Source organism: Streptomyces roseolilacinus (genome assembly GCF_014649335.1).
GTDB classification, from domain to species: Bacteria; Actinomycetota; Actinomycetes; order Streptomycetales; family Streptomycetaceae; genus Streptomyces; species Streptomyces roseolilacinus.
In genome coordinates this window covers 374,370-389,115 of the sequence record NZ_BMSV01000005.1, presented here as the reverse complement: position 1 = coordinate 389,115, position 14,746 = coordinate 374,370, and the positions used below count along the sequence as shown (strand labels likewise).

General features: G+C 74.6%; 13 protein-coding genes. 6 read left to right on the top strand and 7 right to left on the bottom strand.

What is annotated here, in order from left to right; genetic code table 11:
• Positions 1 to 540: 540 nt before the first annotated feature.
• On the top strand, positions 541 to 948 hold the full coding sequence (locus IE106_RS14570; protein ID WP_189533857.1) for a hypothetical protein: 408 nt from the start codon (positions 541 to 543) through the stop codon (positions 946 to 948).
• Between the two features lie 119 nt (positions 949 to 1,067).
• On the opposite strand, the gene IE106_RS14565 is transcribed toward IE106_RS14570, so the two are convergent.
• Positions 1,068 to 1,439: a hypothetical protein gene (locus IE106_RS14565; RefSeq protein WP_189533855.1), complete on the bottom strand. Its 372-nt coding sequence runs from the start codon at positions 1,437 to 1,439 to the stop codon at positions 1,068 to 1,070.
• Between the two features lie 366 nt (positions 1,440 to 1,805).
• Here IE106_RS14565 and IE106_RS14560 point away from each other — a divergent pair, with 366 nt between their 5' ends.
• Complete coding sequence (locus IE106_RS14560; protein ID WP_189533853.1) at positions 1,806 to 2,693, top strand: MBL fold metallo-hydrolase; 888 nt, start codon at positions 1,806 to 1,808, stop codon at positions 2,691 to 2,693.
• A 115-nt stretch (positions 2,694 to 2,808) separates the two neighbouring features.
• Here the strand turns inward: IE106_RS14560 and IE106_RS14555 are convergent, their stop codons facing one another.
• Positions 2,809 to 3,840, bottom strand: a complete 1,032-nt coding sequence (locus tag IE106_RS14555; RefSeq protein WP_189533850.1) for a saccharopine dehydrogenase family protein — start codon at positions 3,838 to 3,840, stop codon at positions 2,809 to 2,811.
• 100 nt (positions 3,841 to 3,940) lie between these two features.
• On the opposite strand from IE106_RS14555, the gene IE106_RS14550 reads away from it, so the two are divergent.
• Positions 3,941 to 4,960 (top strand): helix-turn-helix domain-containing protein, encoded by a 1,020-nt coding sequence (locus IE106_RS14550; RefSeq protein WP_189533848.1) that lies wholly within the window; start codon positions 3,941 to 3,943, stop codon positions 4,958 to 4,960.
• 297 nt (positions 4,961 to 5,257) lie between these two features.
• Here the strand turns inward: IE106_RS14550 and IE106_RS14545 are convergent, their stop codons facing one another.
• On the bottom strand, positions 5,258 to 6,139 hold the full coding sequence (locus IE106_RS14545) for a hypothetical protein (RefSeq protein WP_189533846.1): 882 nt from the start codon (positions 6,137 to 6,139) through the stop codon (positions 5,258 to 5,260).
• Positions 6,140 to 7,016: 877 nt separating this feature from the next.
• Entirely contained in the window at positions 7,017 to 7,220 is a 204-nt protein-coding gene (locus IE106_RS14540; protein ID WP_028964611.1) for a cold-shock protein, read from the bottom strand.
• A 626-nt stretch (positions 7,221 to 7,846) separates the two neighbouring features.
• Between IE106_RS14540 and IE106_RS14535 the strand changes: the two genes are divergently transcribed.
• Together IE106_RS14535 and IE106_RS14530 are read left to right on the top strand one after the other, a co-directional pair.
• A complete protein-coding gene (locus tag IE106_RS14535) occupies positions 7,847 to 9,103 on the top strand; it encodes a serine hydrolase domain-containing protein (RefSeq protein WP_189533844.1) in 1,257 nt (418 codons plus the stop codon).
• 82 nt (positions 9,104 to 9,185) lie between these two features.
• A complete protein-coding gene (locus IE106_RS14530; RefSeq protein WP_189533842.1) occupies positions 9,186 to 9,563 on the top strand; it encodes a hypothetical protein in 378 nt (125 codons plus the stop codon).
• Between the two features lie 1,025 nt (positions 9,564 to 10,588).
• Here the strand turns inward: IE106_RS14530 and IE106_RS14525 are convergent.
• Entirely contained in the window at positions 10,589 to 11,071 is a 483-nt protein-coding gene (locus IE106_RS14525) for an ATP-binding protein (RefSeq protein ID WP_189533839.1), read from the bottom strand.
• A 121-nt stretch (positions 11,072 to 11,192) separates the two neighbouring features.
• The gene (locus tag IE106_RS14520; protein ID WP_189533837.1) at positions 11,193 to 12,314 is read right to left on the bottom strand and encodes a helix-turn-helix transcriptional regulator; all 1,122 of its coding nucleotides are present in this window, start codon (positions 12,312 to 12,314) and stop codon (positions 11,193 to 11,195) included.
• A gap of 447 nt (positions 12,315 to 12,761) precedes the next feature.
• On the opposite strand from IE106_RS14520, the gene IE106_RS14515 reads away from it, so the two are divergent.
• Positions 12,762 to 13,925: a S8 family peptidase gene (locus IE106_RS14515; protein ID WP_189533835.1), complete on the top strand. Its 1,164-nt coding sequence runs from the start codon at positions 12,762 to 12,764 to the stop codon at positions 13,923 to 13,925.
• Positions 13,926 to 13,987: 62 nt separating this feature from the next.
• Here the strand turns inward: IE106_RS14515 and IE106_RS14510 are convergent, their stop codons facing one another.
• Positions 13,988 to 14,575, bottom strand: a complete 588-nt coding sequence (locus tag IE106_RS14510; RefSeq protein WP_189533833.1) for an ABC transporter substrate-binding protein — start codon at positions 14,573 to 14,575, stop codon at positions 13,988 to 13,990.
• Between the last annotated feature and the right edge of the window lie 171 nt (positions 14,576 to 14,746).

The window sequence follows — 14,746 nt, the reverse complement described above, 5'->3', positions numbered from 1 at the left end:
TCGTATCCGTGAGGCGCCGGATGCGCCCTCGCCGCCAGGCGGCGGACGGTGCGCCACCGGGAAAAGCGGTGTTCCAAGCGGGTGGCGCCGTTCCGGCCCCCGCACATTGTCGCTCCCCCCGTGACCGATACCGGTATGACCGATCGGAAAACCATCCTTCTGGGCCATCGCGGAATTCCGGGCCGCCCGTGCCGGTCGATGCCGAAACGGCGACGGGACGCATTCCCCGCCCGCGGCCGACGGGCAAGCCGGCGGCGGTCGCGGCCGGGCCGCGAGGCGTGCGCCGAGGGGGCCGGAGCCGGCAGCCCCCGGCGGGGACACGGGGGGCGGGAGCGGCGCGGCGCCCGTCCACCGGGCCGCTGCGCGGGGACGCCTCGCGCACCTTCCACGCCACGGAAGGTTGTTGAGGGACCCTCAGAAGTCCACACGGCTGGACGGGGTACACCGATACTCACACTTCGTGTCGAACAATCCGGTTATCCCCTCATGTGCTTACGTTTCCGGTGAAGCCTTCCCCCTTCCTCAATCGGGAGACAGAGCATGCGTCAGTTCGTACGTATCTGGGGTGCCGGAATCGCCACGGTCGCCGTGGTGGCCGGTTCGGTCGGCGCGACGGTGGCCGTCGCTTCGCCGTCCCCCGTGCAGCACCAAACGGCCGCCGCGGCCGCTCCGGCCTTCTCGGCCAAGGCATCCATGAAGAACGTACGTGCCTGGCAGCAGTTCCGGGTCCGCGGTGTCGCGAAGAACGTCCCCCCCGGCAGCCGGGTCACCCTCCAGCAGAAGGTGGGTGACCGCGGCTGGACCACCCTCCCCGCCTCGATGAGCACCAACTCCCGCTCCATGTACAACATGCGCGTCGTGCTCGGCATGAAGGGCCACAACAAGCTGCGGCTGGTCGACAGCCGCAGGCAGGCCGTCTCCCCGGTCATCGACGTCTGGGTGCGCTGACCTTCGGCACGCCGCCCGGCACATGGGACGGACGCCTCCCCGGTTCGACCGGGGAGGCGTCCGTCCCATGTCGCCGGGCCCACCGCCGCGTCACGGCCCGCCGACGCCCGCGGTGCGGTTCAACCGCGCGCCAGTTCGTCCGCCGTCCGCACCACCGCCTCGCGGGACACCTCCAGGGCCTCGCGGGACGCCTCGCGTGCCCGGCGCAACCTGGCCTGGCCGTAGCGGAGGAGCGCCGAGGCCCCGGTGACGTAGGCCAGGGTCAGCGCTCCCGCGGCGATCTCCGGCGACCACGTCCGGGCCAGCCGTTCCTGGAGGGCCGTGTGCGCGGTCAGCGCCGCGAGCAGACCGCACGCGCCTCCCGCCGCGACGGCCGACAGCCCGCCGCGGGTCCCCGCGACGGCCTCCGCCACCGTGTCACCCAACTCCTCGCGTACGTTCATCACTTCCCCGACCACCACGGCCACCACGCTCTCGGCTGCTTCAGGCATGTTCCCCGCCTACCCTCCGCGTCCGCGCTCATACGGGACGGTGGACCCGACGCGCCGCGCCTCCCCCGCTCCCGCCCGGCGACCGGAGCCGGCCGCCGCCACACGGGAGACGGGCCCCTCCGTTCCCCTCGTATGCCGCGGCGGCCCCGCCCTCCCGCGCGCCCTCGGATCCACGGTCGACCGCAGGCGGACCGTACGGCTTCCGGTGTCCCGTGTCACCGCCGGTTCGCCCGGCCGAGGCGGATTCTCAGAGCAGCGCGCTGCCGCAAGGACAAGGTCCGGGCCCCCTTCCGATATCCGCGTGGCGCGGGATATCCCTGAGGGTGAGCGGCCGATCGGCGGGCGCAGCGTGAAGAGGAGCGGACCATGGGCGAGGGACGATCCGAGGACGGCTGGCATGTGGACGAGCGGTGCACGAACTGCGATGTCGCCCGGCAGCTCGCCCCGGGCTTGATCGGCGAGGCCGGCGGCCGCTCGGTCGTCCTGCGCCCGCCGCACGACCGATCCGAGCTCCGGCAGCTCCATGCCGCCGCGCACGCCTGCCCCACCCGGTCGATCCGTCCCCCGAGCGGGCGGCTGGACGCGGCGTCGGACCCCTTTCCCCTGGCCGTGGACGACACCGTGTACCTGTGCGGGCACAACTCCCCCCGCACCGCGGGAGCCAACTCCTACCTGTTACGCCGCCCCGACGGCACCGTGATGATGGTGGACACGCCACGCTGGAGCGCTTCGCTGGCCGCGCGCTACGAGACCCTGGGCCCTGTCACCGACATCCTGCTCACCCACCGCGACCACGCCGCGCACGGCCGCGGTTACGCCGACCGCTTCGGCGCCCGGCTGTGGATCCACGAGGGTGACCTCGATGCCGCCCCGGACGCCGACCGCGTGCTCCGCGGCACCGACCCGGCGGAGATCGCCGAAGGGGTGGTCGCCCTCCCGCTTCCCGGGCACACGCGGGGCAGTGTGCTCTACCTCGCGGACGAGCGGTACTGCTTCAGCGGTGACAGCTTCTACTGGTCGCGTACGACAGCGGACCTCGAGGTGGCCGACAGTGTCACCTGGTACTCCATCGAGGAGCTGGCGGCCTCCCTGGCCCGGACGGTCGACCGGTTGTGCTTCGAGTGGCTGCTGCCGGGCCACGGCGACCGCCGCCACCTCCCCGGCGACGAGATGGCCCGTCGGCTGCGGCGGCTGGCGGCCCGTACCCGAGAACTGCGGCCCCGGCCCGTCGACTTCACCGCGGTGCGCTGGTGACCGCCCGGTCCGCGGGTCCCCACCCGGAAACCCCGATCCGCAGGACGGGCGATGACCGGCGGCTCCGGCCCGTCCCGGCCGGGGCAGCCCGGCGCGCGGTGAGGCACCGTGTCCGCTACCGACGCAGTTCGAAGGAAACGTGCGCGGACAGGGCGCGGAGGAGGTCCGGCGCGTCGAAGACCCTGCCGGCGGAGGCGACGCCGACCGTCCTGGTCCGCCCCGTGAGGATGCGGTGGACGGCTTCCACCACGAGCGGCGCGGTGACGGCGTAGATGTCCCGGCCCCTCGCCACGGCGCGTCGTTCGCTGCCGCCGGAGCGCACGACGGCGTCGACGAGGAAGGTCTGCGCGGACCGTCCGCGCTCGTCCGCCGCGGTCGGCGCCGGCGTGTCCGGGGCCGACACGTCCCTGGCCGCTTCCACCGTCATGTAGGTGCGCACCTCGGGGATGGCCAGGTGGCTGGGGACGGTGACGACGTCGGCCATCGTGAACTCCCCCACGACCGGCCGCGTGCCCATCGGGTCGGGAAAGGACCACTCCAGGACCGGCGGGGCGTCACCGGCGTACTGGAGCCGCCCGTCCGCGTAGCGGACGCGCCGGCCGCCCCGCCGCTGCCGGGAGACCTCGCCCGCGGCGCGCGTCCCGGGGGTGGGGTGCCAACTGTCCAGCCCGTAGGCGATGTGCGCCTCGTCGGCCGCCGTCCAGTCGCCCATCGCCGCGGTCACCAGCAGGTCGCCGAGGCCGCCGTAGAAGGCCATCGCCGGGACGACCACCGTTCCCGCGGCGCGGGCGCGGTCCGCGAAGTGCGTGAACGTGTCGGCGTTGGCCTCGATCTCGGCCGCCACGTCCACGTACGGGATCCCGGCGCGCAGCGCCGCCTCGATCACGGGGGCGGCCGTCGTGGCGAAGGGCCCGGCGCAGTTGACCACGGCCGCCGCGCCGGTCAGCGCGCGGTCGAGCGAGGCCGCGTCGTCGACCGACGCCGTCCGGACGTCGAGGCCGGGGCCGGACGCCGCGAGTTCCCGCAGCTTCGCGGGGTTCCGGCCGACGAGGAGCGGGACGAACCCGCGCTCCCGCAGCTCCGCCACCACGAACCGCCCGGTGTGCCCGGACGCCCCGAACACCGCCACCGTGTGCCCCGATCCCATGGTTCCTCCTTGCAGCCGAATGATCCACTGAGGACATCCTGACGAGGAGGGGCGCCCCACCACGAGTGTCCGGAACGACATGGCGCGTACAATTCCGGACATGGGCACTGTCGCGCTGGCCGTCACCGAGGGAATGCTGCACTTCGAACTGTCCGTGGCGTACGAGGTGTTCGGCTCCGCACCGGCCGGTGTGCCGGTCACCTGGTACGACGTCGCCGTCTGCGGGCCGGGCGCCGTGCGGGTCGGCCGGTTCCTCCTCCAGCCCGATCACGGCCTCGACCGGCTCCCGCACGCCGACACCGTGATCGTCCCGGGCTGGGCCGACGTCGAGGAGGAGCCGCCCGCCGACCTGGTCGACGCGGTGCGCGCGGCCCACGAGGCGGGTGCGCGCGTGGTCTCCCTGTGCACGGGCGCGTTCGTGCTGGCCGCCGCCGGCCTGCTGGACGGGAGGCGCGCGACCACACACTGGGCGCACACCGACGCCCTGTCCGCCCGCCACCCCCGGGTGGAGGTCGACCGGGACGTGCTGTACGTGGACGACGGCAGCGTGCTCACCTCCGCCGGCAAGGCCGCCGCGCTGGACCTGTGCCTGCACCTCGTCCGCCTCGACCACGGCCCGTCGGTCGCGAACACCGTCGCCCGCCGCCTGGTCGTGCCGCCGCATCGGGCCGGCGGCCAGGCGCAGTTCGTCGCCACCCCGGTGCCCGCTCGGGACGACCACCCGCTCGCCGCCCTGTTCCCCTGGGTGATCGCACGTCTCGACCGGCCGCTGACCGTGGAGGACCTGGCCCGTCAGGCACGGATGAGCTCGCGCCACCTGGGCCGCCACTTCAGGGCGGCGACCGGTACCACCCCGCTGCAGTGGCTGCTGACCCAACGGATCCGCCGGGCCCAGGAGCTGCTGGAGGCCACCGACGACGGCGTGGACGTCATCGCGGCGGCCACCGGCATGGGCACCGCCGCGACACTGCGCCGTCACTTCAACCGTACGGTCGGTGTGCCTCCGGACGCCTACCGCCGCGCCTTCCGCTCGCGCTCCCGCCCCGGCCCCTACGACAGCCCGCGGCACCGGGACGCCCCCGGCCGGGTCACCGGGCCCGGCGACGGCACGGGGCCGTGACGGGCGCGGCCCCACCGCCGAGGGCGACGGCCCGCTGAGCCCCGTCCGCCACCCCGCCGGTCCGGTGGAGCGTGCGGGACGGAGGACGGGCCCGCGTCGTCTTCCGTCCCGGGCGCCCCCTCACGCGGACGGTCGTCGACGGCCCGGTGGCGGACCGGTGGGGCCTCCGCCGTACGGGTGGGGCCTCCGCCGTACGGCGGGCGGTAATCCTGCCGCACGGATGGGGGCCGAGCGGCCGGCGCCCCGGCACGTCCCCCTTTGGGTCGGGGCGGTCCCGCCGTCGTGACGGGTCCCGTGCTACCGCACGCCGGGCGTGAGCTCGACCCGCACGTCGTCGGCCTCCCGGATGACGTAGACGTGATCGGTCTTCGCCCTCCAGCCGACGGGTACGGCGTAGTAGCGGCCCTCGCGCGCCACGACGAGCCGCAGGCCCGTGTAGCGGTAGCGGAAGTGGACGCCCTGCCCGAGATCGTCGAAGCGGAGCTCCGGCGATCGGGACCTGATGCCGAGTCGCTGCACGCTGTAGACGACCAGGCCGGTGCGCTCGACCACTTCGCGGGCGTCGTTCCGGGCGTTCCGCTCGCCGAGTTGGGCGGCCGCCAGGGTGACGGTCCACAGGAGGAAGGCGGCCGCGGCGAGGACCGACACCGCTGCGTCCCGCAGCCCCCTGGGGCGGTCCGCGTCCGCCCGCCGCGCTTCGCCGAGCAGCAGGCCGACGGCGACGAGCAGGGGGCCGGCCCAGCGGTACGGCAGCAGCAGCTGCCACTGCCACCACAGGACGAGCAGCAGCAGACCCGCGACCACGACGACCAGGTGGGAGCGGGCCGCCAGCGCCGTGCCCAGCGACGTGACGCGCGCCAGGCCGGCGGGCGGCGCCTGCCTCGGCCACCGCCCGCCGACGGCCACCACGACGAGCAGCACGACGGCCCCCACGAGGACGGGGAAGGTCATCAGGTTCAGGCTCTGCAGGACGAACTCGGCGAAGCCGAGACCGAGGGAGAAGGGGGAGAGGTGGAAATGACCGTAGTACGCGCTCGTGTAGATCACGCCCACGTAGAACATCAGCGCGGCGATGAACGACGCCTGGGCGATCACGAGGTTGAGCAGCGCGGTGGGCGACGCCGGGCGCGGGCCCGCCCGCTCCGTCCACGACGCGGGGCGGGGCTCCGTTCCGCTCACGTACCGTCCGGCGCGGGCTCGTCCCGGGTCACGCCGTCCTCGGGAGGCGGCGGGCAGCCGGGGCCGCCGGGACACTCGGGAACGGGCGGGCAGTCAGGTCCGCCGGGACACTCGGGAGGGGGCGTCGTCAGCGTCGGCGGAGCGACGCCCGGGCCGGTCGTCCTCGCCGGTCGGGTGCGTGTCGGGATCGCCGGGGGCGGGGAAATCGGCTCGCCGCCGTAGGAGGGAGAGCCGTCGGACGGGAACGGCGACGGCGAGAGGCTCGAAGTCGCCGTCGTGGGGCTCGGGGACGACGGGACGGGAGACGGGTCGTCCTCGTCGGCGCCCCCGCCCGAACCGCAGGCCGCGACGAGCCCGAGGAACGCCGCGCACACGCCGATGCGGGCCGTCCGCCCCAAGCCGTACCTCATGCGCGCGCTCCGTGTCCGTCGGTGTGATCGGGGAGCACCGTAACGCCGCTCCTCCCGGCCGCCGGCGACCTGACGGCCCGAGGCCGCCCGTACCGCTCGATCGGACCAGCGAAGAACACGCCGCCGGCGAGCCCGGCGCGCCCCGGCCCCTGACGGCCGGTGCCCCGTGCCGTCCCGCACCACGGCCCGGGAGGCCCTTCTGTCCTCGGTGCGGCGGCGCCCCGGCCGGCCTTCCCGTGCCGTGGTGCGGGGGCCGGTCCCGGTGTCCGTCAGGAGGCGGGGCTCTCCCCCGGGCCGGTGCCGTACGGTCACGCCATCGGCAGCCGGTACGGCGGGCCGGTACCGGACGGCCGGTCCGTGGCTTCGGGGCGCCGGGCGCGTCGCCGGTCGGGGCGTCGTGCCGTGGCGGAACGGGACAGGGCCCCGGAGCGTGCGCTCCGGGGCCCTGTCGGTCGCCTGGCGGCGGATCAGGCGGGGGTGATGTTCTCCGCCTGCGGGCCCTTCTGGCCCTGCGTGATGTCGAAGGTCACCGCCTGGCCCTCCTGGAGCTCACGGTAGCCGGAGGCGTTGATGTTGGAGTAGTGCGCGAAGACGTCCGGACCGCCGCCGTCCTGCGCGATGAAGCCGAAGCCCTTTTCGGAGTTGAACCACTTCACGGTTCCGCTGGCCATGCTCATGCCTCTCAGTCGATATCGGGCCCGCACCGCGCGAGCCCGGAGGTGATCGCCCTGGTTCTCAGGCACTGCACAGCAAGAAGCCCACGCCACCGCGTGGGCAGGAACTGCGAACCACGACATCTATCCATGACGCTACACCGCGAAAACGCTCATCACCAGAGAGCAACTGCCCGTCGTTCGCGGGCGCGTCGCCGAAAATCCCCCACCGGAGGGCTCGGCGGCGGTGCCGTCGCCCGTACCGACCCGGGTTCGCCGAACGGTGCGGGAGGTGGGGTCCGGGGCGTCCGGGGAAGGGGGCGGTTGCGGCTGAGCAGGAGCGGAAGGCCAGGTCGGACGATGTCCCCGCAAGGTCGGGGTCTCTCGGGGCCGGCCCTCCGCGACCCGTGCGAGGGCGGTTTCGCACCTCCGCGGACGCCCCTCGCCGTATGGCCCGAACAGGCGCCCCGCTACTCCCTCCGGTGTACTCCCCGCGAGCCACGGGTCCTGGACACACCGGGGTCGAGAACCCTCCGCAGGGCGGAGGAGGGCGGTACCCGGGAGGGACGCGGTACGGGCGGGGCCGTTGCCAGACTGCCGTGGACAGGGCCGCGGGAGACGGCTCGGGGGAAGGGAGAACGACCATGGCCGAGAGGCGGACAGCGGTGCGCGGGGGCCGGCGGGCGGTGTCACGGGGGGTCGCGGCCGCACTCGCGGGGGCGACCCTCCTCGGCGCCGCGCCCGGCGCGTGGGCCGCGCCGTCCCCGCGACCGGCGGTGTCCCGGGAGGAGGTCCGGTCCGGGCGCACCGACCTGGACCGCGGCCTGGCGGCACTCGTGGAGCGGGGCGGGTCCGTCGCCGCGCTCGCCGAGCTCCGCGAGGACCACCGCGTCACCTGGCGCGGCGCCGCCGGCCTGGCCGACCTCGCCACGGGCGAACGCACCCGCCCGGACGGCAGGGCGAGGATCGGCAGCGTCACCAAGACCTTCGTCGCCACGGTGACGCTCCAGCTGGCCGCCGAGGGCCGGATCCGGCTGGACGGGCCCGTGGAGGAGTACCTGCCGGGAGCGGTCCGCAACGGCCGGAACATCACCGTACGGCAGCTGCTCAACCACACCAGCGGCCTCTACGACTACTGGTCCGCCCCCGAGTTCGCCCTCGGCGACGAGGCGAGCGTGCGCCGGTACCTGCGGGAGGGCCGCTGGAAGACCTACACCCCGCGTGAGCTGCTCGACGTCGCCGCACGCCACGACCCGTACTTCGCACCGGGCCGTGGCTGGAAATACTCCAACACCAACTACGTCCTCGTGGGGATGCTGATCGAGAAGGTGTCCGGAAGGAGCTGGCAGCAGGAGGTCGAACGGCGGATCCTGCGCCCGCTGCGGCTGGGCGGCACCGTCATGCCCACCACCTCGCCCCGCATCCCCGGCCCGCACGCCAAGGGCTATCTGCCGCTGCCGGAGGGACCGGCCGACGTCAGCCTGCTCGACCCGAGCGTGGCGGGTGCCGCGGGCGGCGGCATCTCCACCACCGCCGACCTGAACCGCTTCCTCGCCGCGCTGCTCGGGGGCCGGCTGCTGCCGAAGGCCCAGCTCGCCGAGATGCTGGAGGCCGTGCCGGCCGCCGAGTTGGGCGCCTCGTACGGTCTGGGCATCATCCGGTACGACACGGCCTGCGGCCCCGTGTGGGGGCATCCGGGAGGCATACCGGGCTACTCGACGTTCCTCCTGGGCACCCAGGACGGCCGGCGCCAGTTCGCCCTGTCGGACACGCCCTACGGTGACGACGCCACCGGCGGAGCGGTGCTCGAAGGGCTCCTGAACGAGGCGCTGTGCGGGACGGGGGGCGGACGGGCTCCCGTCCCGGCGTCCTTCACCGCTCCCCCGCGGGGCCTGCGGTAGGCGTCCGCCGCACGCACCCGATCCCTTCAAGCCACCTTGTTCGAGACGGTTTTCGCGGCAGGAGACGGGTTACGCGCAAGCCATGAGTGAAACGGACAAGAACAGCAGCAAGGGCCCGACCACGGCTACGAGGTCGGCCAACGGGAAGGCCGGGGCCGCGGGCACGGCCGCGAAGGCGGTCCGCCGCACGGCCCGGTCCGCCACCGACCGCGCCGGCGAGGCCCGCGAGGGGGCGGTGGGCGTGCTCGCCAACCCCGCGCAGGCGCTGACGTCCACGGTCAACGTCGTGTGGCGCAAGGCCGCGGTACCGGCGCTGGGCCTGCTCAAGGCCAACCCGGTCACCGCAGGCGGGGTCGCGGCGGCCGCGACGGCCGTGGCGGTCGGTGCCTACGCCGGCGGGCGCAGGTCCGTCCTGCGCGCCCACGGCCCCGTCACCCGGCTGACGGGCGGACGCCTCTGAACGGCCCGGTGGCGCGCCCCCTCCGGCGCGCCGGTACCACCCCTCCCGCTGAGCCCCCCGCCCGTGCCGGGGGGCTCCGGCCGTTTCGGGGGGTGCGACCATTTCGGGGACTTCGACTGTTTCGGGGATTGTGACCGGTTCGGGGATTGTGACCGGTTCGGGGAGTGCGACCGGTTCGGGGAGTGCGACCGGTTCGGGGGGGACCGGTTCGGGGGGGGACCGGTTCGGGGGGGGACCGGTTCGGGGAATGCAGCCATTCCGGGGACTTCGGCCGCTCCGGGGCACTCCAGCCGCTCCAAAGGGCTCCGGCCGCTTCGGGGGTCTCGGGTGTGCCGGGTCCTCCGCCCCCGCCGCTACCGCCGTCCTGGGGCCTGTGCCCTTTCCGTGGGTCCGGTCGCTATCGCGGGGTGCGGCCCCGCACGCCGTTGGCGGTGACGAGCGCGCGTTCGCGGGCGGTGGGGCCTCCGTACGCCGCGAGGGCCCGCGCCGCCGGCAGTCCGCCGGCGGCCGGCCGCCGACCGGTGGGTGGTACGCGTGGGCCGTGTCGCCCAGGGTGCGCCCCCGTCGGGCACCGCGAGGACGGTGACGAGGGTGCGGGCCTCGTCAGGGGCCCGCGACGGACGGCGGCGTGATGCCCGGTCCGGTCCCACCCGCCTCGGCGCCCCGGCGTACCGCTGCTTCGTCGAGCTGCCTCCGGGGTTTCCCCGACGGCTTGTTTCAGCCACTCGGGGCTGTGCCGGAACGTGCAGCCGAGCCGGGTGGCGCCCGTGGCGTAGGCACGTCGGGGGGAACGGGGAGACGGCCGCCCGTCTCCGCCCCGCGGGACCGGGCGGGACCCGGCGGTGCTCTCGGGGCCCCGAGGCGGGCGTGCGGGGCGGGGCGGGCGTCCTGTGTCGTCGGTGTCCCGGAGGGCGCGGCGCCGACCGGGGTCGATCGTGCCGTCGTCGGCGGTGCCGCGGGAGCCGCTGCCGCACGGACTGCGCGCGGCGGCCCCGGCGGCCGGTCGACCGGCCGCCGGGGTGGGGCTACTGCGGGTTCCGCCCGGACAGGTCGCCGCCGGGGTCGTCGGGCAGGGCGACGCGCACGGTGATGCGCTTGCCCACCGGCTCCCGCTGGACCTCGAAGCCCCGGGCGACCGCCATGACGATCTCCAGTCCGTGCTGGCCGACCCTGCCCGGGTCGGCGGCGCGGGCCACGGGCAGCACGGGATCGCTGTCCCACACCGCCACCTCGACCGTGTCCCCGACGACCCGCAGCTCCAGCAGCGCGGGCCCGGGGGCGTACTTGTAGGCGTTGGTGACCAGTTCGCTCACCACCAGCTGCGTGAGGTGCATCGCACGCTCCGACACGGGCAGGCCGTGCTCGACCTGGACCCGGGTGAGGAAGTCCACCGCGGCGTCGCGCCCTTGCGCGATGCAGGCGGCTCCGCCCTCCAGAGTGACGGTCCTCTGTATCGCGTGCGCCGTCGGCGCCGCCTGTCCCTGGGCACCGTGTGCCGACTTCACCATGTTCATCCTCACTCCCCCGTTCACGATCCCGCGTCTACCCGGCACCTCCGCCTCTCACACCCTCCTTCTTCCCGGGAGGTGCGACGGGTCCCGGTCGCCCTGGTGCCCCGGGGCCGTCGCTTCAGTCGAGGAGCCCCAACCGGACCGCCTGCACGCCCGCCGCGAAGCGGCTGTCGGCGCCGAGTCTGGCCATCAGCGAGGTCAGCAGGCGGCGCAGGGTCCGTTCCGAGCAGTCCAGCCTGCGGGCGATCACCTCGTCCTTGGCCCCGGCGGCGAGCAGGGCCAGCACTTCGCGTTCCCTCGGCGAGTAGTCCTCCGGCGCCCCGCCGGTGCCGGGGGGCTTCACCCTCGGCGCGGCCGGGTGCCCGGTGGCCCAGTGGTGATCGAACACCCGGACGAAGGAGTCGGCGAGGCGGGTGCTGTGCAGGATGACGTCGCCGGAGATCTCGTCCCGGCCGTCCGCGGTCCCGACGGCCATGACGGTCACGGCCCGGTCGAAGACGTTCAGGTGGAGCGGAACGGTCGAGGCCACGCGCACCCGGGCGCCGTGGTCCATCAGCGCGGAGAGGTACTGCGCGACGCCGGTGCGCCGCAGGGCCCGGGCCGCCACCAGCAGGCGCAGGTCGATGCCGCGTCCCAGCAGCCGCAGGTCGGTCTCGAGGCCCTCCTCCAGCACCTCCCGTGCGGGGAAGTCGGTGCGCATGCCGAGGACCTGCTCCCGGCACAGCGCGTCCAGGTCCTCCATCCGCTTGCGCAGCCTGGTGCGGTCGTCGAAGAACTCCGCCTCCACGGTCTCCCGCTTGGTGGGCCCCATGCCCGGGAGCATCCTCAGGACGTCGTCGACGGCCTCCAGGCCGTGGTGCAGTTCCTCCCGGTACCGGTCGATGCGCGACCGGTGCTCGGCGATCAGCTCGTGCAGCGCCCGCTGGGGCGACCGCACCTGCCGGTGCGTCTCGTCGAGCAACCGCCGCTCGGCCAGCCAGCGCCGTACGTCTCCGGGCAGCGCTTCCATGTCGCCGGCCGGTGTTCCCGTGCCGTCGGGCGGCCGGCTCTGTGCGCAGGCGCCGGCCGCGAGGACCTCCGGGGAGGGCGCCGCCCGCTGGACGAGCGCCTCGTAGGCGGCCCGGGCCGCGACCGGGGCCCTGCCGTGCTCGCCGACCGGCTCTTCCCGGTGGATCTCCGGCGTGCACGCCGGAGCACCGGGTGACCCTTCGAGTGGCCGGCGGGGGGTCTTCGGTGACATGAACAGGACCATAGGGCCGCCGGCCGGGCTTTGACCACGACCGGTGCCTCACCGCCCCCTCCGTGTCCGTCGACGGTCACGCCTGATTCGGCCGTGGTCAACCCTCCATTGACGTCGCTATGTTCTTCGCCGCACCGAGAAATCGCCTCGGCCCCCGGAACGGCGACCCCGTCCCGCGGCCGTGGTCCCGGTGTGAGCCGGCCGGCCCGTCACGAGGAACGGGTGGGCCGGTGCAGGCGGGTCCTCGATGTGCCCGCCCCGATGCCGTATCCGCATCACCGCAGCACGGCGCCCGCCGTCGTGCCGCGCCGCTCCACCCCCCGCACGCCATCATCCCCAGCCGGCCGGCCACCGCAGGTGACCGCACGGCTTCGATGGCGCGCCCCCCACACACACCGGTCGGGCCAGTGGCCTCGACCGGAGACACGATGAGGTGTTCGCTTCCCCATGCGCAGAATTCACATCGGTGCTCTCACCCTGGCCCTCCCCCTGGCCCTGCTCCCCGCCGTCGGCACCGCCGCCTCCGCGGCCGAGCCGTCGCCCGCTCCGCTGCTGAAGGTGGCGGAGGCCCCCGCCGCGCAGGAGATCAAGGGCCGCTACATCGTGACCCTCAAGGCCGGGGCGGACCCCGCCGGCCTCGCCAAGAACAAGTCGGTCAAGACCCGGCACCTGTACCAGGAGGTCCTCAACGGCTTCGCCGCGGACCTGAACGCCGGTCAGCTGGAGGCGCTCCGGCGTGACTCCCGCGTCCTGTCGATCGAGGAGGACCAGAAGGTCAGCGCCACGGCCACGCAGACCAACGCCCCCTGGGGCCTGGACCGCATCGACCAGCGCAGCGGCCGCAACGGCACGTACACCTACACGCGCAACGGCTCCGGTGTGACGGCGTACATCATCGACACGGGCATCGACACGGCCCACGCCGACTTCGGCGGGCGCGCCCGCAACGTCTTCGACGCCTTCGGCGGCAACGGCCAGGACTGCAACGGCCACGGCACGCACGTCGCCGGTACCGTCGGCGGCACCACGTACGGTGTGGCCAAGGGCGTCCAGCTGCGCGGGGTGCGCGTGCTCGACTGCCAGGGCTCCGGTTCGTTCTCCGGCATCATCGCGGGCTTCGACTGGGTCCGGCAGAACGCCGTCAAGCCGGCCGTGGCCAACGCCTCCCTGGGCGGCGGCTACTCCTCGGCGCTGAACAACGCCGCGACCTCCCTGGCCAACTCCGGCGTCCACCTGGCCGTCGCCGCCGGCAACGAGAACCAGGACGCCTGCAACGTGTCCCCGGCCAGCGCCTCGGGCACCATCACGGTCGCCGCGTCGGACTCCTCCGACCGCAAGGCGAGCTTCAGCAACTACGGCAACTGCACCGACCTCTACGCCCCCGGTGTGAGCATCAGCTCCGCCCGTGCCGGTGGCGGTTCGACGGCGATGAGCGGCACCTCGATGGCCTCGCCGCACGTCGCCGGTGTGGCGGCCCTCTACAAGTCGGCCTACGGTGACGCCTCCAGCGCCACCGTCAACAACTGGCTGATCAGCAACAGCACGGCGAACGTGATCGGCGGCAACATCAGCGGCACCCCGAACCGCCTGCTGTTCACCTCCGGTCTCTGAGCATCCCCACCCCACCGGCGCACCCTCTCAGGCAGGGGGTGGCGCCGGAACACCGGGCCCGGTCAGCGAGCTGCTGACCGGGCCCGGTCGTCGTCCCGCCGGGCCGGGAACTCGGTGATCCAGCCGCCGCGGACCTCCCACGTGCCGCCGTCGGCGCTCGCGCCGCGCAGCCCGTACAGGACGCCGGAGCCGGCCAGGGCCAAAGCGCGCGGGTCGCCCAGCGAGCCGAAGCAGTAGGTACGGGACGGCTCCCATGAGGTGCTGTGTCTCAGCCGTCGGGCGAGCTGGACGAAGCCGGGCACGGCCGCGGCGACCACCCAGGCGTCGGGGGACTCCGCGGTCATCCGGCGGGCCGCCCGCAGCCACGAGGCCGCCGTCTCGGGCCAGTCGACCACGGTGAGGACCGTGCCGCCGCGGGCCTCCCACGTCTCGGCGAAGGCCGCGGCCGCCTCCGAGGAGGCCGTGTCCCTGCCGTGGCCCACCACGACGGCCGTCGTCCGGGGCCGGGGGGCCGTGAGCAGGCCGGTCAAGGCGGCCAGCTCGGCCGCCGTGTGCGGGGCGGGGCGGGGCAGCCCCCTGAGCCGTTCCCGCTCGGCCGGATCGACGAGCGGCGGGTCGACGGCCCCGGGGCGGTCGTCGGGATGCCTCATCAGGGGCGCCTTTCCGTCATCGGACGTGGGTCGCTCGCACCGGTGCCCCGGGGCGGGGCCGCGCGAGGGCGGGAGCGGCGCCGACCGTGACGCCCGGTCCGCTCCGTCCCACGTCTGGAGAACACCGCGACGAGCCCGTCGGTTGCACGGTCCGGGCGCGGCCCGGTCCGC